This window comes from Pseudomonas parasichuanensis, from assembly GCF_021601385.1.
In the GTDB taxonomy this organism is placed as follows: Bacteria; Pseudomonadota; Gammaproteobacteria; order Pseudomonadales; family Pseudomonadaceae; genus Aquipseudomonas; species Aquipseudomonas parasichuanensis.
On record NZ_BQHO01000040.1, the window covers coordinates 29,714 to 45,527 of the forward strand.

Consider the following 15,814-nt stretch of genomic DNA (forward strand, 5'->3'; position numbering starts at 1 on the left):
AATCACTGTGGGAGCTGGCTTGCCAGCGAAAGGGCTGCGAAGCAGCCCCGGCAAACTCGAATTGAGCGAAGTTACAGGCCTACCGCCGCACCAACGCCGGCACCACGCGGATATAAACCAGCTCACTCACCAACTCCACCAGCGTCTGGCAAATCACCGCCGCCGCCGCCAGCGCGCGGATCGGCTCCGGCAGCGCCAACGCCAACGGCAACACCACCAGCGAATTACGCGTCGCCGCGCTGAAGGTCACCGCCCGGGCCTCGCCTGTGGATAACCGCAGCAGCCGCGCCGCCACCCAGCCAAGCAGCGGCGCCAGCAAGGCGAAGCCGACATACACCGGCAGCACCGGCAGCAACTCATCCAGCCGGCTGACCACCACGCCAATCTGCGAACCGATCACCGCAATCAGCACCAGCGCCATGGCCGGCACCGGCAGCCAGGCCCAGGCGTCGTTCCATCTGGCAATCAGCGGCGAGCGCTGGGCCCCGCTGCTGGTAGCCACGGCCAGCAACAGTGGCAGCACGATCAGCAGCACGAAGGCTTCCACAAACGGTGCCACCGAGATATCCACCTGCTGGGCGCCACCGAGCATCAGCGCCAGGTACAGCGGCAACAGCGCCAGCTGCACCAGCAACAGCACTGGCGTGGCAGCCAGGGTCAGGCGCGACTCGCCCTTGCCCAGGTGGGTGAACACCACCACGTAGTCGATGCACGGCGTCAGCAGCACCAGCAGGGCGCCGACCAGCACGGCGGGGTGGTCAACCAGCCCTCGGGTGCCGGCCCACACCAGCAGCGGCACCAGCACGAAGTTGGCCAGCAGCAGCGCGCCCATGAAGCGCCGATTGCCCAGCCCGGCGCGTAAATCGAGGAAGGGAATCTGCAAAAACATCGCGTACATCAGCACGGCGATGGCCGGGGTCACCAGCAGCTCCAGTGGCCGGGCCGCTGCAGGCGCCAGCAGGCCAACAGCGGCGGCGATTACCACGGCGATGAAGTAAACGGGGATCTGGTTGCGTTCGAGTTGCTCTCTGTCCACGGGCGTCCTGGCATGTCCGACTGAATTACTGGGGCGGGCAGGGTACTATCTGGCGCAAACCATAGGGAGTGATTCGATGCGAATTCTAGTGGTAGGTGCGAGCAAGGGATTGGGCAAGGCACTGGTCGAGGGCCTGGGCCAGGCGGGCGATACGCTGATCGGCGTGTCGCGCACACGGCCTGCGGCGCTGCCGGGGTCGGTACGCTGGATCGAGGCCGACCTCGGCCAACCCCGCCAGGCCGCGGCGGCGATCCATGAGGCGGTGGCCGGCGAGGGGTTGGACGTATTGGTCTACAACGTCGGGATTTGGGAAGAGCGGGCGTTCGAGGAGGGCTACAGCTTCCTCGACGATGACGATGGGCAGATCGAACGCATGGTCGCCACCAACCTCACCGCGCCGCTTTTACTGATCAAGCGCCTGCTGCCCGTGCTGCTGCAAAGCGCACGGCCGCGGATCATCCTCACCGGTTCGACTTCGGCGTTGCCGGGCAGCGGGCGGCCGGAGGTAACCTTCGGTGCCAGCAAGTTCGGTTTGCGCGGCATCGCCGAAACCTTGCGCGAAGGTTTCCGCGAGCAGGGGTTGGGGGTGAGTTGCCTGAACCTGGGCTACCTCAATACCGAGGACGGGTTGGATGTGCCGCTGGCCCAGGCCGAGCAGCGTGGTGAAGGTTCGCTGATCCCGCTGCACGATGTGGTGCAGGTGTGCCGGATGATGCTGAGCCTGTCCGCCGCCAGCTATGTGCGCGATATCACCCTGCCGGCGCTGCGCGACGAGCGGTTCTGAACGGGGGCCGTCAAGTCGGCCCCTTTGGCGTGCGCTGCGTTTCTGTAGGAGCGGCCTTGTGCCGCGAAAGGGCTGCGGAGCAGCCCCGCAAATCCTGGGGCCGCGTTGCGGCCCTTTCGCGGCACGAGGCCGCTCCTACAGTGTGCGTGCAAGGCGCCAATAGGTGGGCTTACCGCTCGATCGCCAGCGCCACACCTTGCCCGCCACCGATGCACAGGGTGGCCAGGCCTTTCTTTGCATCGCGCTTGATCATTTCATGCAGCAAGGTCACCAGCACCCGGCAACCCGACGCACCAATCGGGTGGCCCAGGGCAATCGCGCCGCCGTTGACATTGACCTTGGCCGCATCCCATTCCAGCTGCTTGCCCACCGCCAGCGCCTGGGCGGCAAAGGCTTCGTTGGCCTCGATCAGGTCCAGCTCGCCCAACTGCCAGCCGGCCTTGTCCAGGCAACGCTGGGTGGCCGACACCGGGCCGATGCCCATGATCGCCGGGTCCACGCCGGCACTGGCGTAGGCGGCGATCTTGGCCAGCACCGGCAGGCCCAGGGCCTTGGCTTTGCCGGCGCTCATCAGCAGCACCGCGGCGGCGCCGTCGTTGAGGCTGGAGGCGTTGCCGGCAGTGACGCTGCCGTCTTTCTTGAAGGCGGCGCGCAGTTTGCCGAGGGATTCGGCGGTGGTGCCGGCGCGCGGTTGCTCGTCGGTGTCGAACACCAGCGGCTCGCCTTTTTTCTGCGGGATGTGGATCGGGGTGATCTCAGCGCTGAAGCGCCCGGCCTCGATGGCGGCCACGGCCTTGCGCTGGGACTCGGCGGCGAAGGCGTCCTGCTGCTCGCGGGTGATGCCGTATTTTTCCACCAGGTTCTCGGCGGTGATGCCCATGTGGTAGTCGTTGAACGCATCCCACAGGCCGTCGGTGATCATGCTGTCGACCAGCTGGCCGTGGCCCATGCGCTGGCCGGTACGGGCCGAGGGCAGCACGTAGGGCGCCAGGCTCATGTTCTCCTGGCCGCCGGCGATCACTACTTCAGCGTCGCCGCAGCGGATCGCCTGGGCGGCCAGGTGCAGGGCCTTGAGGCCCGAGCCGCAGACTTTGTTCAGGGTCAGCGCCGGCACTTCATAGGGCAGGCCGGCCTTGACCGCGGCCTGGCGGGCGGGGTTCTGCCCGGCGCCGGCGGTGAGCACCTGGCCGAGGATCACTTCATCGACCTGGGCCGGGTCCAGCTGGGTCTGGGCCAGCAGCTGGCGGATCACCGCAGCGCCCAGCTCGACGGCGGACACAGTGGCCAGCGCCCCCTGGAAACTGCCGATGGCAGTGCGGGTGGCGGCGACGATGACGACTTCGTTCATTGTTGTTCTCCGGGGTACGGTCATGATCGCCACAGCATCCCTGCCAGGCGCTGATTTGGGAAGTTTGTTTTTCTTTGCCATTGATCCGAAATTCAAATGAATAAGCGGCGGCGGGCCACGCCTGCGCCGCGCGCAACTAAGCTTGGCATCAGCTTCGGGGGGGAGCGTTTTCCAACCAGCAGATCGGAGCTTCCTGCCATGCGCTACTCAGTGATTGCCATCACCCTGCTGCTTGCCAGCGCCAACACCTTCGCCAAGACCGAATGCACCACGGCCGACCGCAGCACCTGGCAGGATGCCGACAAGTTCCAGGCCCAGCTCAAGGAGCAGGGCTACAAGATCAACAAGTTCCAGGTCACCAAGGGCAACTGCTACGAGATCTACGGCTTCGACAAGGACGGGCGCAAGGTCGAGATCTACCACGACCCGGTCACCGGCAAGGCGATCAAGACCGAGATCCATAAGTGACCGCCAGCGTGCGGCTGTGGGACCCGTTGCTCAGGTTGTGCCACTGGTCCCTGGCGCTGGTGTTCTTTGCCGATTACTTCTTCAACGAGGCCGGTGACGACTGGCACCAGTGGCTGGGCTACTACGCCGGCGCCTGCCTGGTGCTGCGCGTTGCCTGGGGTTTTGTCGGGCCGCGCAGTGCGCGCTGGGTGGATTTCTGGCCCACCCGGGCGCGGTTGAAGGTGCATGCGCTGGCGCTTTGGCGTGGTGAGCACTATCACCGCCTGGGGCATACGCCGATCGGCGCGCTGGTGATGGTGCTGATGATGACCGGTATTGCCAGCCTGGGTGTGACCGGCTGGATGATGCTGGAGGTGGATGCCCTGTGGGGCGCCGAGTGGCTGGAGACGCTGCACAGCTGGCTGGCCGACGTGGTGCTGGCGCTGGTGGGCGTGCACCTGCTGGCGGCGGTGGTGGAGAGTGTGCGGCTGCGCGAGAACCTGCCGTTGTCGATGGTGACCGGGCGGCGGCGGTCGCCTGAGGATCCATGAGCAGGGGCCGCTTTGCGGCCCTTTCGCGGGCAAGCCCGCTCCCACAGGATTGCGCAAAGGTTGAATTGAGCGCTGTACCTGTGGGAGCGGGCTTGCCCGCGAAGGGCTGCAAAGCAGCCCCCGAAATGGTGATGTAGCGCTAACTGACAGGCATTCGCCCCTACGCTTGCATCTACACCGCCGGGCACTGGTTGGTCACGCAGTGAATGCCACCCCCACCCGCCGCAATCGCATCGATATCCAGCTGTACCACCGTGCGCCCCGGATACAACTGCACCAGCAACGCCCGGGCCTTTTCATCGGCACTGCGATCACCAAACTGCGGCGCAATCACCGCGCCATTGATCACGAAGTAGTTGATGTACCCCGCGGCAAAGTCCGGGTTGCCCTTGCTGAACTTGTTGCTGCGCGGTTTCAACGGCGGCGACATCGTATGCACCTGCAACTTGCGCCCATCGGCATCGGTGGCGTTCTTGAGAATCTCCAGGTGCTTGCGGGTCACTGCGTAGTCGTAGGAGTCCGGGTCGTTGTCCAGGTTCGCCACCACCACGCCGGGCGCCGCGAAGCGCGCATAGAAGTCCACGTGGGCATCGGTGATGTCCTTGCCCTTGATGCCCGGCAGCCAGATGATCTTGCGCAGCCCCAGGCGTGCCTTCAGCTCCTCTTCGACCTCGGCCTTGCTCCAGTCGGGGTTGCGGTTGCGGTTGATCCAGCTGCTCTCGGTCATGATCCCGGTGCCGTGGCCGTCCACCTCGATACCGCCACCTTCGCCCACCAGCTCGCTGCGCTGGTATTGGGCGCCGGCCAGCTTGGCCACGCGGGCCGCCAGCTTGGCGTCGTAACGGTGCTGCTGCTTGCCGCCCCAACCGTTGAAGTTGAAATCCACCGCGCCCAGCGCGCCATCGTCGTCCAGCACCAGGTTGGCGCCGATGTCGCGCATCCAGATGTCGTCCAGCTCGGTTTCGACATAGGTGATGTTGTGGCTGCCGCATTCTTCTTCGGCGATGTCGCGCTCGCTGGCGCGGCAGAACACCGTCACCGGCTGGTAGGCGGCGATGGCCCGGGCGATACGGCCCAGCGCGGCCTGCACGTCTTCGGTGAAGTCTTCCCAGATGGCGTCCTGGGCACCGAAGGCGATGTAGGCGCACTGCTGTTTTTCACCCTCGTCGGGCATGAACCAACGGCCGGCCTCGGCGGCGCGGGCGCTGCCCAGGGGCAGGCCGAAGCTGGCGGCGGCGCTTGCGCCGGCGACCACGCTCAGCTGTTGAAGGAAGGTGCGGCGAGTGGGCATGGGGTCAGTCCTGTGCAGTCTTGAAACGGGTCCAGACGCGCATGCGCGCACGCATGTCGGCCTGGGGGATGTCCTTGCCGGGGATCAGCCGGGCGTAGGCGGCCGGGTCAAGGTAGATATCGGGGTTGTCGCGCAGCCGCGCGTCCACCAGCGGCCGCGCCTTGGCGCTGGCGGTGGGGTAGCCGGTGGTGCTGCTGATCGCGGCCATGTTCTCCGGGCGCATGACGAAGTTGATGAAACGATAGGCGTACTCGGGGTGCTTGGCATCGGCGGGGATGGCCATGGTGTCCATCCACACCGTGGTGCCTTCGCGGGGCACGCGGTACTGGAAGTCGATGGCCTTGCCGGCGGCTTCGGCGGTGCGCTGGGCCTGGATCACGTCGCCGCTGTAGCCCAGCGACAGGCAGATGTTCTGGTTGACAAGCTCGGTTACCGGCTGCGACTGCAGCTTCTTCACATAGGGGCGGATGCCCTTGAGCAGCGCGTTGGCGGCGGCCAGGTCATCGGGTTTGGCACTGCGCGGTTCGCGGCCCAGGTAGTGCAGCACCACGGCCAGCACCTCGTCGGGCGAGTCGATCATCGAGATGCCGCAGTCGGCGAACTTCGCCGCCAGCTCCGGCTTGAACAGCAGGTCGAGGCTGTCCAGCGGGGCGTCGGGCATGCGCTCGCGGATCTTCTTCGCGTCCATGGTCAGGCCGATGGTGCCCCAGGTGTAGGGCACGGTGGCCTGGCTGGCCTTGGGGTACTGGTCGTGCAGCTTGCGCAGGCTGGGGTCGATATCGTCCAGCGCGGTCAGCTGGCTGCGGTCCAGTTTCTGCAGGCTGCCGGCGCGCATCAGCCGTTCGGCCACGGTGTCGCCGGGGAACACCAGGTCGTAGCCGCTGCGCCCGGACATCAGCTTGGCCTCCAGCACCTCGCTGCCGTCCATGACGTCGTAGATCACCGGGATACCGGTTTCGGCGGTGAAGCGCTTGAGCGTGTCTTCGGCGAAATAGTCGGCCCAGTTGTACAGGCGCAAGGCATCCTGCTCGGCCTGGGCGGCACCGGCGCAGGCCAGCAGCGCGGCGATGGCCAACAGTTGTGATGGACGGCGTGGCATGGTCAGGCCCTCTCGGTGTGCGGGGTGCGGCCGTCGAGGGTCATCAACGGCGCGTACAGGTCGGGGCGGCGGTCGCGGTACACGCCCCAGCTCAGGCGGTCCTCGCGCATCTGCGCCAGGTCCAGGTCGTGCAGCCACACACCACTGCTGGCGCGGTCGGCTTCGGCGAGCAGGGCGCCTTTGTGGTCGCAGATGAACGACGAGCCGTAGAAGCGCATCGACAGGCTGCTGTCACTGTTGGCCACTTCCATGCCAACCCGGTTGGCGGCCACCACCGGCAACAGGTTGGCGGCGGCGTGGCCGCGCATGGCGATCTGCCAATGGTCGCGCGAGTCCAGCCCGGCGGCGCCGGGTTCGGAGCCGATGGCGGTGGGGAACAGCAGCACTTCGGCGCCCATCAGCGCCAGGCAGCGGGCAGTCTCGGGGAACCACTGGTCCCAGCAGATGCCGATTCCCAGGCGGCCGAAGGCGGTGTCCCAGACTTTGAAACCGGTGTCGCCGGGGCTGAAGTATTCCTTCTCCTGGTAGCCGATGGCGTTGGGGATATGGCTCTTGCGGTACACGCCCAGCAGGGTGCCGTCGGCGTCGGCCACGGTCAGCGTGTTGAAGAAGGCATTGCCGGCGCGCTCGTACCAGCTCAGCGGCAGCACCACGCCCAGCTCCTTGGCCAGGGCGGCGAAGCGGCGCAGCAGCGGGCTGTCGTGGTAGTCCTCGGCCAGGGCCTGGTGGCTGTGGCATTGCTCGATGCAGAAGTAGGGCGTTGCGAACAGCTCCTGCAGCAGGATCACCTGGGCGCCGTCCGCGGCGGCCTGGCGCACCAGTTGCTCGGCGCGGTCGAGGTTGCCGGGCACGTCCCAGCTGCAGGCCATCTGGGTGGTGGCGATGCGCAGGGTGCTCATGGGCGTTCCCCTTGCAGTGGCCAGGCCGGCTGCTGCTGGGTGATGCAGTGGATGCCGCCGCCGCCATGGGCGATATGGTCGATGCGCACCGGCACCACTTCGCGGCCGGGGAAGGCATGGGCGAGCTGCTCGGCGGCGGCCTGGTCGGCGTCGATGCCGTAGGCCGGCATGATCACCGCGCCGTTGGCCAGGTAGAAGTTGGTGTAGGAGGCGCAGAACACCTCGGCGTCGGTGTCCACGGCCGCCGTGGCCTCATACAGGTCGAGCAGCTCGAACTTACGGCCCTGGGCGTCGGTGGCCAGCTCCAGCGCACGGCGGTTCTCGCGGGCCACCTCGGCGTACACCGAGCCCTTGTCATGGGTGGCATCGACCAGCAGCACGCCGGGGCGGGCGAAGGCGCACACGCCGTCGACATGGCCGTCGGTCATGTCACCGGTCACGTACTGCGGGTCGCCCGGCAGCCAGAGGGTCTTGCGGATGCCCAGCAGGCGGGCGAAGCAGTCCTCGAACTCGGCCTTGCTGATGCCGGGGTTGCGGTTGGGGTTGAGCAGCACCGATTCGGTGGTGATCAGCGTGCCTTCGCCGTCCACGTGGATGGCGCCGCCTTCGTTGCACAGCGGGGTGCTGAAACCTTCCAAGCCCAGCTGATCGAGGATGCGCCGGGCCAGGCTGCGGTCCTTGCCGTGCTCGGACTTGTTGCCCCAGGCGTTGAAGCGCCAGCTCAGGCCGGCCACGCCTTGCTGCGGGTGGACCAGGAAGCTCGGGCCGCTGTCGCGGCACCAGCTGTCGTCCACGGCCAGCTCGATCAGCTCGATGCCAGGGCCGCACAGCTCGCGGGCGGTGGCCATGGCGGACGGGTCGACCACCATCTTCACCGGCTCGAAGCGGGCGATGGCGGTGGCCACCCGGGCATAGTCGCGCTGCACGTCGGCCAGGGTCACGCCCCAGCCCGATTCCCACAGCGGTTGGTTGTGCGGCCAGATCATCCAGGTGGCGGCGTGGCGGGCCCATTCGGCAGGCATGCGCCAGCCGCTGTCGTGGGACAGGGTCATAGTGAACTCCGATCTATTAGGGATTGTTATCAACGAAGCCCGCCGTCGCGGGTGTTGTTGCCCATGTTATGGCTGGGCAGTTGGGGCGACAAACGATAGATTTAGCGTATTTCTGATCAGTCAGGCTTATCAGCATGCTCAAGCATTGGCCCCCACTCAACGCCCTGCGCGGTTTCGAAGCCGCCGCCCGCCTGGGCAGCTTTCACAAGGCCGCCGAGGCCCTCAACCTCACCCAGTCGGCGATCAGCCAGCAGATCCGCAGCCTGGAGGGCTACCTGGAGCAGCCGCTGTTCCACCGCACCGGGCGCAGCGTCAGCCTGACCGATGCCGGGCATGACCTGCTCAGCACCACCCAGACCTTGCTGCAGCAGCTGGCGGTGGGCATCCGCCGGCTGGACCAGTACCGCAAGCCCAACCAGCTGGTGGTCAACACCACCCCGGCGTTCGCCCGGCACTGGTTGCTGCCGCGCCTGGCGGACTTTCACCAGCGTTACCCGGAGGTGGACCTGTGGCTGTTCACCAGCTTCGAGGCGCCGGACATGGCCAGCGAGACCATCGACCTGGCGATCCGTGATGACATCGGCGCCCAGACTGAATGCAGCTTCAGTGTGTTGCACCAGGACCGGCTGTATCCGGCCTGCCACCCGGACCTGGCCGAGCAGGGGCGCACCACCTTGCATGGCGAGCGGGAGATGGACTGGAGCCACTGGCAGGTCGAAGGCGGCGAGGATGTGGGGCAGCAGGGCAAGGGGCTGAATTTCTCCGACCCGGGGTTGCTGCTGGATGCCGCGGGCGAGGGGTTGGGGATAGCCCTGGTCAGCCAGCTGCTGGCGCAGCGGCTGGTGGCGCAGGGGCGGTTGCAGGCGTTGTCTGCCCAGCGCGTGCGTGGGCCGGCGTGGAGTTGCCTGGTGCATCGCGATAGCCAGGATGACCCGCAGGCGCGGCGCTTTCTGGAGTGGTTACGCCAAGCCCTGCAACTGACACCGTCCCTGTAGGAGCGGCCTTGTGCCGCGAAAGGGCCGCATGGCGGCCCCGGCGATCTTGAGGTGCGCCACAAATGCTGGGGGCGCTTTGCACCCCTTTCGCGGCACAAGGCCGCTCCTACGTAATGAGTTCAATCATGCAGTGGCGCGAATCACCCCGTATTATGTGTCGGATAACGTGCGAGGGTAGTCTCACCCTCAAGATCAAACGGCAGCCCCAGGATCCGGGTGCTGCCCCAGCCTAAACCTGACGAGGTACAGACATTGGCCATCATTCATCCCAAGGTTCGCGGTTTCATCTGCACCACGACTCACCCCAAGGGCTGCGAGCTCAACGTCCGTGACCAGATCGAAGCCACCCGCAAGCTGGGCGTGCGCGAGGATGGTCCGAAGAAAGTCCTGGTGATCGGCGCCTCCAGCGGCTACGGCCTGGCCGCCCGCATCACCGCGGCATTCGGCTTCAAGGCCGACACCCTGGGCGTGTTCTTCGAAAAGCCGGGCACCGAGACCAAGGCCGGCACCGCCGGTTGGTACAACGCCGCCGCCTTCGACAAGTTCGCCAAGGCCGAGGGCCTGTACAGCAAGTCGATCAACGGTGACGCCTTCTCCGACGAAGCCCGTGCCAAGGTCATCGAGCTGATCAAGAACGAAATGGGCGGCAAGGTCGACCTGGTCATCTACTCGCTGGCCTCGCCGGTGCGCAAGCTGCCGCAGACCGGCGAGCTGATCCGTTCGGCGCTCAAGCCGATTGGCGAGACGTACAAGTCGACCGCCATCGACACCAACAAGGACACCATCATCGAGGCCAGCATCGAGCCGGCCACCGAGCAGGAAATTGCCGACACTGTCACCGTCATGGGTGGCCAGGACTGGCAGCTGTGGATCGACGCCCTGGCCGGTGCAAACGTGCTGGCCGAAGGCGCGCGCACCGTGGCCTTCAGCTACATCGGCACCGAAATCACCTGGCCGATCTACTGGCACGGTGCCCTGGGCAAGGCCAAGCAGGATCTCGACCAAACCGCCCAGCGTCTGAACGAGAAACTGGCCGGCGAAATCAAAGGTGGCGCCAACGTGGCGGTGCTCAAGTCGGTGGTCACTCAGGCCAGCGCGGCCATCCCGGTGATGCCGCTGTACCTGTCCATGGTCTTCAAGATCATGCAGGAGAAGGGCTTGCACGAAGGCACCCAGGACCAGCTGGATCGCATGTTCCGCGACCGCATGTACCGCGCCGATGGCGCCCCGGCAGCACTGGACGAAGAAAAACGCCTGCGCCTGGACGACTGGGAGCTGCGCGACGACGTGCAGAACGCCTGCATCGCCATGTGGCCACAGGTAAGCACCGAGAACCTGTTCGAGCTGACCGACTACGCCGGTTACAAGAAGCAGTTCCTCAACCTGTTCGGCTTCGAGCGCGCTGACGTCAACTACGACGAAGACGTGGCCACCGATGTGAAGTTCGACTGCGTCGAGCTGTAATCGCGTCGGCCCCATCGCTGGCAAGCCAGCTCCCACGGGACTTCCACAATGTTCAAGACAGTGGTGATCCTGTGGGAGCCGGCGTGCCGGCGATGAGGCCGGTACAGACGACAGATTTTTTGCTAGCGTTGGCGCACAACAACACAGAGGCGCGCCATGAGCAGCCTGACCCAACCCGCCACCGCCTTTCGCCACAACGCCCCCGACGGCTACAGCCTCGGCGGTTTCCGCTGGCGCCACGCCACCTCCGATAGCCAGCGCCCGCTGGTGATCATCAACGCCGCCACCTCGGTGCGTTGCCGCTACTACTCGCGTTTTGCCGACTACCTGTTCGCCCAAGGCTTCGATGTGCTGAGCTACGACTACCGTGGCATCGGCGAGTCGCGCCCGGCCTCGCTGCGCGGTTTCCAGGCCTCGTGGAGTGACTGGGGGCGGTTGGATTTCGAGGCCATGCTGCAACTGGCCGCGGCCGAGCATCCGGGCCAGCCGCTGCATGTGGTGGGGCACAGTTTCGGCGGTTGGGCGCTGGGGCTGGCGCCCTCGGCGGGGCAGGTGAAGCACGCAGTGCTGGTGGGCGCGCAGTTCGCCTACTGGCGTGACTATGCGACAGACCAGCGCTGGCAGCTGTATGGCAAATGGCATGTGCTGATGCCGCTGCTGACCCGGGTGTTTGGCTATTTCCCCGGCAAGCGCCTGGGGTGGCTGGAAGACACGCCGGCGGGGGTGGTGCATGACTGGAGCACGCCGACGCCACGCTTCGAGCACCGGCCCAGTGGGCGGTTGCTGCAGGCGCGGCCTTTTGCCCAGGTCAATGCGTCGACCCTGGCGATCAGCCTGACGGACGATCCCTTTGGCACGGTGGCGGCCACCGAGCGGTTATTGGGGTATCTGGATGAGCGCGGGCGCAAGCACCTGCGGGTGGCGCCTGTGGATGTCGGCGTTGAGGGTATCGGCCATTTTGCGTTCTTCCATGATCGCTTTCGCCAGAGCCTTTGGCCGATTGCGTTGGGGTGGTTGCAGGAGGGGCGGTTGGCGCCTGATGTAACCGGTCAGATCGTCAGTTGAGGTAGCTTGTACCGGCCCTATCGCTGCGGTTCGCCGCTGCGACAAGCCAGCTCCCACAGGTACAGCGCAGCCCTTGAGGATGGCGTGGTCCATGTGGGAGCCGGCTTGCCGGCGAAAGGGCCGCAAAGCGGCCCCAGCAGTCTCAAGCCAGGCGCGCCAAAGGCTGCGCGGCAAACTTCACCCCCGCCAGCCCATGCTTGATCAGCGCACGGATATTGCCATGGTCACTGCCCTCGGGCGTGGCCACCACGCTGCGGTAGTGCTCGCCAAAGGCCAGCAGCGCTTCCTGGTCGCTCAAACCCTCCAGCAGGGCCATGCCCAGGGTCTTGCACGAACCTTCGTTCTGCCCGGCGGCGTTTTGCACATCACCGTTGTCGAAGGCTTGCGGCTGGTAGCTGTAGTTGGCGGCAATGAACGCCAGGGTGTCGGCAAACACATGTTCGCCGCTGGCGAGGCTGCTGCGCAGGGTGTTCAGGTCAGTCACGGGGTTTTCCTTGTTCGAACGCCGCCTGTTGCTCGGCGCTGGCTTCTTTCTGGTATTGGGCTTTCCACTCGGCATAAGGCATGCCGTACACCGCTTCGCGGGCGTCGTCCATGCTCAGGTCGACCTGGCGCTCGTCGGCGGCGGCCTTGTACCACTTGGACAGGCAGTTGCGGCAGAAGCCGGAGAGGTTCATCAGGTCGATGTTCTGCACGTCGGTGCGCTTTTGCAGGTGGTCGACCAGGCGCCGGAACGCGGCGGCTTCGAGTTCGAGCTGTTGCTGGGGAGTCATGGCGGTCTCTCAGGTCATGCGGTTCTTCAGATGGCGGCCACCGTTGATGACCACCTGGCTGCCGGTGCTGTACTGGCTATTGAGCAGGAACAGCACGGCGTCGATCAGCGGGCGGGCGCCGGGTTCGAACTCCAGCAGGGCTTTTTTCAGCGTCTGCTGGCGATAGTGCTCGTCGCCACCTTCCTTGAGGATCAGCAGGCCCGGCAGGATACCGTTGACGCGCACCTTGGGCGCGTACTTTTCGGCGAACGACAGCACCATGTTCTGCAGCGCGGCCTTGGTCGCGGCATAACCGATATGGCTCTTGCTGCCGCGCGAAGAGGTTTCGTCGCAGATATGGATGATGTCGGCCTTGTCTACCTTGCCCAGCAGCTCACCCAGCGCGAGGTTGAGGTGGTAGGGCGCCTCGACATGCAGGCGGAACATGGTGTCGAGGTTGTCCAGGCCGTCGTCGAGCCACAGCGAGGCGTTGTGGATGATCGCGCGCAGGCCGTCGTAGTGGCTGTGCAAGTGCTCGATCAGGGCCTGGCGGTCGTCGGCGTGGGTGAGGTCGGCCTGGAACTGCTGGATGTTCGGGTGCGCCGCGTGCGCATTGAGGCTGCGGCTGGCGCTGACCACCGTATGGCCGGCCTGGGCCAGCTCCAGCGCCAGGGCCAGCCCGACACGCTGGCTGGCACCGGTAATGAGGATAGGGCTGTTCATGTTCGGGCGGTCTGTTCGTCTGTCCGTGCGTGATGCCCCAGCATACCCGAACTGCACCGCCTTGCGAGCCCGTGCCTCAGCGGCTGCGCAGGCCTTCGCCGCGGGCTGCGGCCGAGCGCGGCGCGGCGTTCAGCCAGCCGGCCAGCAGGCGGGTCGACAGCGGGATGAACAGGTACACCATGACCGGTGTCAGGGCCAGGGTGCTGAGCAATACCCGCGCCAGCAAGTCGAGCGGTGCCAGCCAGTGGCCGAACAGCAGGTTGAACAGCAGCGAGACCGGGAAGAACGCCAGCCAGATGGCCGTGGCCTGTTTCCAGCGCGGCGGTTTTTGCACCGTGTTGGTGCCAAACCAGCCATCGATACCGCTTACGCGCCTCTCTTTGGGGCGTTCGAACAGGCCGTCGCCACGCTGCAACCAGGTGCGGCGCGAGGCCGAATGCTCCCAGGCGTGCAGGGTTTGTTCATTGGTGAAACGGAAGATGATCTGGAAGTCATCGCCTTCGGCAGGCGGGGCGAGGATGCCTGAGCCCAGGTAGCCGGGGAAGTCGGTGGCCAGCTGTTCGCCTTCGTGCAGCCAGGCCAGCAGGTCCTGGTAGCGGCCATGGGCGGCGCGGCGCGACACCATCAGGGTGACGGGGTGGGTAGACATCGTGTATCTCCTGGCGACGGGGCTGGCGGGTAGCCGGCCCCTTGGCATGCGGCCCGGGGTGGTGGGCGGCGCAGGCATGCTTGCAAGAATCGGGCGCGGATTATGCCCGATCATCGATGACTGTAGGAGCGGCCTTGTGCCGCGATCGGGGCGCAAGGCGCCCCCCAGCAGGTTGGGAGCGTGTGAAAACGTGTCAGAAGTTCGCTTGCGCGTGCAGCTCAGGGTGCGCCTGGCGGTGGGCCTGAAGAATGTACTCGCGCAGGCGCTCGATCTCTTCGGCCGGGGTGTGCGACAGGTCATAGGCCGCCAGCCTGGGGCCGATGCGCCGGCGCAACACGCCGTGCAGGCCGATCGGCGGAATATCTTCGGCGGCGAAGTGCAGCTCGAAATGCGTCGGTGCCTTGCTCTGCCCATGCACCTCCACCAGCACGCCCTTGAAGGAAATATCCCGTACCCACAGGTCGCTGGCCTGGTGGTGGTCATCCAGCAATGCCACCGGTTGCTCCAGCGACAGGCGCCACGGGCGCAGCATGGGCCCGTCTTCGTAGATGTCCGGTGAGCCCAGTTGCAGGTGCAGGGCGTGGAACTCGTCTTCCACCAGTTGCAGGGGGAAGCTCAGTTGCTGGTTGTTGAAGCTGGCCTGCAGCGTGACCTGTTCATTGGCCACCAGGCGGGTGAGCAGGTCCTTCAGACGACGGTCGCCATTGACCAGCAGGCTCGACATCGGGTCGGCCAGGTTCAACTGCGGCGAATGCTGCATGTTCTGGATGAAATCCAGTTCGTCCTGGGAGAGAAGGGCGTCTGCTTGCATGGTCGAACTCGAAGTACCGTTGATAACGGTGATTAGGTCAAGGCGGTGGACAATGGCGAATGCGTTTGGTTCAGGTCACTGGTCGGCGTGTTGTGACTTTAGGGGTAGGCGGCCTTTTGCCACTGTCGGGTGCTAGTATCCTACGCTTTCACTCAGTTTCGGAATCCTCAACCGATGAAAGTCGCCATTATTTCCGGTTCGGTCTATGGCACCGCCGATGAAGTCGCCCGTCACGCCGCCTCGCTGCTCAACGCTGCCGGCCATGAAGCCTGGCATGCAGGCCGTGCCACCCTGCAGGATATCGAGGGTTTTGCCCCGCAAGCCTTGCTGGCGGTGACTTCGACCACCGGCATGGGCGAACTGCCCGACAACCTGATGCCGCTGTACAGCGTGATTCGTGATGTGCTGCCCGCCGCCTGGCGTGGTTTGCCGGGGGCGGTGATCGGCCTGGGCGACTCCAGCTACGGCGATACCTATTGCGGCGGTGGCGAGCAGCTGCGCGAGCTGTTTGCCGAGCTGGGCGTGCGTGAGGTGCTGCCGATGCTGCGCCTGGATGCCAGCGAGACCGTGACCCCGGAGACCGATGCCGAGCCGTGGCTGGCGGAGTTTGCGGCTGCCCTGAAAGGCTGATTTCGCCTGCAACGGCGAGCTGTCGCACCCTCATAGGTCGCATCATCCAGCGAGGGCCGCTGATTTGCGCAGCTTTCTGTAGGAGCGGCCTTGAACTGGCCTAATGATTTTGGACACCTTCTTCGGGCGCTATGATGGCGCCCAATTGGAGGCAAAATCAGTGCGTAAATCTTACTCAAGAGAATACAAAGTCCAAGCTGCCGAGATGGTGCTGGACG

General features: G+C 65.6%; 18 protein-coding genes. 7 read left to right on the forward strand and 11 right to left on the reverse strand.

Going from position 1 to position 15,814, the window contains the following annotated elements; translation table 11 throughout:
• Window positions 1–79: 79 nt before the first annotated feature.
• Entirely contained in the window at window positions 80–1,036 is a 957-nt protein-coding gene (locus tag L6D77_RS23895; protein WP_232884916.1) for an arsenic resistance protein, read from the reverse strand.
• Between the two features lie 76 nt (window positions 1,037–1,112).
• Here L6D77_RS23895 and L6D77_RS23900 point away from each other — a divergent pair, with 76 nt between their 5' ends.
• Window positions 1,113–1,820: an SDR family oxidoreductase gene (locus tag L6D77_RS23900; RefSeq protein ID WP_232884915.1), complete on the forward strand. Its 708-nt coding sequence runs from the start codon at window positions 1,113–1,115 to the stop codon at window positions 1,818–1,820.
• Window positions 1,821–1,989: 169 nt separating this feature from the next.
• On the opposite strand, the gene L6D77_RS23905 is transcribed toward L6D77_RS23900, so the two are convergent.
• Window positions 1,990–3,168: an acetyl-CoA C-acetyltransferase gene (locus L6D77_RS23905; protein ID WP_232884914.1), complete on the reverse strand. Its 1,179-nt coding sequence runs from the start codon at window positions 3,166–3,168 to the stop codon at window positions 1,990–1,992.
• Window positions 3,169–3,366: 198 nt separating this feature from the next.
• Between L6D77_RS23905 and L6D77_RS23910 the strand changes: the two genes are divergently transcribed.
• Window positions 3,367–3,636: a PepSY domain-containing protein gene (locus tag L6D77_RS23910; RefSeq protein ID WP_232884913.1), complete on the forward strand. Its 270-nt coding sequence runs from the start codon at window positions 3,367–3,369 to the stop codon at window positions 3,634–3,636.
• Complete coding sequence (locus L6D77_RS23915) at window positions 3,633–4,166, forward strand: cytochrome b/b6 domain-containing protein (RefSeq protein ID WP_232884912.1); 534 nt, start codon at window positions 3,633–3,635, stop codon at window positions 4,164–4,166. The genes L6D77_RS23910 and L6D77_RS23915 overlap by 4 nt, the downstream gene beginning before the upstream one ends.
• 172 nt (window positions 4,167–4,338) lie before the next feature.
• Here the strand turns inward: L6D77_RS23915 and L6D77_RS23920 are convergent, their stop codons facing one another.
• Genes L6D77_RS23920 through L6D77_RS23935 form a run of 4 tightly spaced genes read right to left on the reverse strand, consistent with a single transcriptional unit; the run spans window position 4,339 to window position 8,507 of the window.
• Complete coding sequence (locus tag L6D77_RS23920; protein WP_232884911.1) at window positions 4,339–5,457, reverse strand: agmatine deiminase family protein; 1,119 nt, start codon at window positions 5,455–5,457, stop codon at window positions 4,339–4,341.
• A 4-nt stretch (window positions 5,458–5,461) separates the two neighbouring features.
• The gene (locus L6D77_RS23925; RefSeq protein WP_232884910.1) at window positions 5,462–6,556 is read right to left on the reverse strand and encodes an extracellular solute-binding protein; all 1,095 of its coding nucleotides are present in this window, start codon (window positions 6,554–6,556) and stop codon (window positions 5,462–5,464) included.
• A gap of 2 nt (window positions 6,557–6,558) precedes the next feature.
• Window positions 6,559–7,455, reverse strand: a complete 897-nt coding sequence (gene aguB / locus L6D77_RS23930) for an N-carbamoylputrescine amidase (RefSeq protein ID WP_232884909.1) — start codon at window positions 7,453–7,455, stop codon at window positions 6,559–6,561.
• Entirely contained in the window at window positions 7,452–8,507 is a 1,056-nt protein-coding gene (locus L6D77_RS23935; protein ID WP_232884908.1) for an agmatine deiminase family protein, read from the reverse strand. The genes aguB and L6D77_RS23935 overlap by 4 nt, the downstream gene beginning before the upstream one ends.
• A 134-nt stretch (window positions 8,508–8,641) precedes the next feature.
• Here L6D77_RS23935 and L6D77_RS23940 point away from each other — a divergent pair, with 134 nt between their 5' ends.
• The 3 genes from L6D77_RS23940 to L6D77_RS23950 all read left to right on the forward strand — a co-directional run bounded on the left by L6D77_RS23940 (window position 8,642) and on the right by L6D77_RS23950 (window position 12,031).
• Window positions 8,642–9,502, forward strand: a complete 861-nt coding sequence (locus tag L6D77_RS23940; protein ID WP_232884907.1) for a LysR substrate-binding domain-containing protein — start codon at window positions 8,642–8,644, stop codon at window positions 9,500–9,502.
• 252 nt (window positions 9,503–9,754) lie between these two features.
• Window positions 9,755–10,966 carry an enoyl-ACP reductase FabV gene (gene fabV / locus L6D77_RS23945; RefSeq protein WP_232884906.1) on the forward strand — a complete coding sequence of 404 codons (1,212 nt, stop codon included), beginning with the start codon at window positions 9,755–9,757 and terminating at the stop codon, window positions 10,964–10,966.
• Window positions 10,967–11,122: 156 nt separating this feature from the next.
• On the forward strand, window positions 11,123–12,031 hold the full coding sequence (locus L6D77_RS23950) for an alpha/beta hydrolase family protein (RefSeq protein ID WP_232884905.1): 909 nt from the start codon (window positions 11,123–11,125) through the stop codon (window positions 12,029–12,031).
• 142 nt (window positions 12,032–12,173) lie between these two features.
• Here the strand turns inward: L6D77_RS23950 and L6D77_RS23955 are convergent, their stop codons facing one another.
• From L6D77_RS23955 to L6D77_RS23975, 5 genes are all read right to left on the reverse strand, one after another.
• The gene (locus tag L6D77_RS23955; protein ID WP_232884904.1) at window positions 12,174–12,515 is read right to left on the reverse strand and encodes a HopJ type III effector protein; all 342 of its coding nucleotides are present in this window, start codon (window positions 12,513–12,515) and stop codon (window positions 12,174–12,176) included.
• The gene (locus tag L6D77_RS23960) at window positions 12,508–12,804 is read right to left on the reverse strand and encodes a DUF1244 domain-containing protein (protein WP_110991715.1); all 297 of its coding nucleotides are present in this window, start codon (window positions 12,802–12,804) and stop codon (window positions 12,508–12,510) included. The genes L6D77_RS23955 and L6D77_RS23960 overlap by 8 nt, the downstream gene beginning before the upstream one ends.
• Before the next feature lie 9 nt (window positions 12,805–12,813).
• Window positions 12,814–13,506 carry a dihydromonapterin reductase gene (gene folM / locus L6D77_RS23965; protein ID WP_232884903.1) on the reverse strand — a complete coding sequence of 231 codons (693 nt, stop codon included), beginning with the start codon at window positions 13,504–13,506 and terminating at the stop codon, window positions 12,814–12,816.
• Window positions 13,507–13,582: 76 nt separating this feature from the next.
• On the reverse strand, window positions 13,583–14,155 hold the full coding sequence (locus L6D77_RS23970; RefSeq protein ID WP_232884902.1) for a putative antibiotic biosynthesis monooxygenase: 573 nt from the start codon (window positions 14,153–14,155) through the stop codon (window positions 13,583–13,585).
• A gap of 193 nt (window positions 14,156–14,348) precedes the next feature.
• Window positions 14,349–14,966: a hypothetical protein gene (locus L6D77_RS23975; RefSeq protein ID WP_232884901.1), complete on the reverse strand. Its 618-nt coding sequence runs from the start codon at window positions 14,964–14,966 to the stop codon at window positions 14,349–14,351.
• 174 nt (window positions 14,967–15,140) lie between these two features.
• Between L6D77_RS23975 and L6D77_RS23980 the strand changes: the two genes are divergently transcribed.
• Complete coding sequence (locus L6D77_RS23980) at window positions 15,141–15,596, forward strand: flavodoxin (protein ID WP_232884900.1); 456 nt, start codon at window positions 15,141–15,143, stop codon at window positions 15,594–15,596.
• Window positions 15,597–15,814 lie beyond the last annotated feature (218 nt).

Excerpts from the sequence above, each read along its gene's own strand:
- L6D77_RS23960 (WP_110991715.1), bottom strand. The coding sequence starts at position 12,804 with ATGACTCCCCAGCAACAGCTCGAACTCGAAGCCGCCGCGTTCCGGCGC.
- L6D77_RS23925 (WP_232884910.1), bottom strand. The coding sequence starts at position 6,556 with ATGCCACGCCGTCCATCACAACTGTTGGCCATCGCCGCGCTGCTGGCC.
- L6D77_RS23935 (WP_232884908.1), bottom strand. The coding sequence starts at position 8,507 with ATGACCCTGTCCCACGACAGCGGCTGGCGCATGCCTGCCGAATGGGCC.
- L6D77_RS23975 (WP_232884901.1), bottom strand. The coding sequence starts at position 14,966 with ATGCAAGCAGACGCCCTTCTCTCCCAGGACGAACTGGATTTCATCCAG.
- L6D77_RS23940 (WP_232884907.1), top strand. The coding sequence starts at position 8,642 with ATGCTCAAGCATTGGCCCCCACTCAACGCCCTGCGCGGTTTCGAAGCC.
- L6D77_RS23910 (WP_232884913.1), top strand. The coding sequence starts at position 3,367 with ATGCGCTACTCAGTGATTGCCATCACCCTGCTGCTTGCCAGCGCCAAC.
- L6D77_RS23900 (WP_232884915.1), top strand. The coding sequence starts at position 1,113 with ATGCGAATTCTAGTGGTAGGTGCGAGCAAGGGATTGGGCAAGGCACTG.
- L6D77_RS23905 (WP_232884914.1), bottom strand. The coding sequence starts at position 3,168 with ATGAACGAAGTCGTCATCGTCGCCGCCACCCGCACTGCCATCGGCAGT.
- aguB (WP_232884909.1), bottom strand. The coding sequence starts at position 7,455 with ATGAGCACCCTGCGCATCGCCACCACCCAGATGGCCTGCAGCTGGGAC.
- L6D77_RS23970 (WP_232884902.1), bottom strand. The coding sequence starts at position 14,155 with ATGTCTACCCACCCCGTCACCCTGATGGTGTCGCGCCGCGCCGCCCAT.
- folM (WP_232884903.1), bottom strand. The coding sequence starts at position 13,506 with ATGAACAGCCCTATCCTCATTACCGGTGCCAGCCAGCGTGTCGGGCTG.
- L6D77_RS23980 (WP_232884900.1), top strand. The coding sequence starts at position 15,141 with ATGAAAGTCGCCATTATTTCCGGTTCGGTCTATGGCACCGCCGATGAA.
- L6D77_RS23950 (WP_232884905.1), top strand. The coding sequence starts at position 11,123 with ATGAGCAGCCTGACCCAACCCGCCACCGCCTTTCGCCACAACGCCCCC.
- L6D77_RS23920 (WP_232884911.1), bottom strand. The coding sequence starts at position 5,457 with ATGCCCACTCGCCGCACCTTCCTTCAACAGCTGAGCGTGGTCGCCGGC.